Source organism: Bradyrhizobium sp. NBAIM08, from assembly GCF_020193935.1.
In the GTDB taxonomy this organism is placed as follows: Bacteria; Pseudomonadota; Alphaproteobacteria; order Rhizobiales; family Xanthobacteraceae; genus Bradyrhizobium; species Bradyrhizobium yuanmingense.
Genome location: NZ_JADYVR010000835.1, coordinates 1 through 411 on the forward strand (window position 1 = coordinate 1; position 411 = coordinate 411).

The 411-nt window shown below is 68.6% G+C and carries 1 pseudogene; it reads right to left on the bottom strand.

Annotated elements, in window-relative coordinates:
* Positions 1–402, bottom strand: a pseudogene (gene aceE, locus I6F37_RS42295) (pyruvate dehydrogenase (acetyl-transferring), homodimeric type); the annotation flags it as partial.
* Between the last annotated feature and the right edge of the window lie 9 nt (positions 403–411).

The window sequence follows — 411 nt, forward strand, 5'->3', positions numbered from 1 at the left end:
GTGCTCGCGCAGCCGCCAGCGGAAGTCGCTGCGGCCGAAGCCGTCGGTGCCGAGAACCTTGTAGGCGCGGCCCTTGGGAATGAAAGCGCGGATCTGCTCGGCGTAGTTCTTCATGTAGTCGGTCGACGCGATCACCGGGCCGGGCAGCCGCCCGAGCTGCTGCGCGACGAAGGGAACGCGCGCGGTTTCGGTCGGGTGCAGCAGGTTCCAGCGTTCGGTGTCCTGACCGTCGCGCGCCAGCTCGTTGAAGCTCGGGCAGCTCCACACGTTGGCCGCCACGCCCCAGTCGGCCGCGAGCAGCTTGGCGGCTTCCTGCGATTCGCGCAGGACGGTCCCGCTGCCCAGCAGGTTGACGCGAGGCGCCTTGGCGCCCTTGGCCTCGCCTTCTTCGAGCAAATACATGCCCTTCAG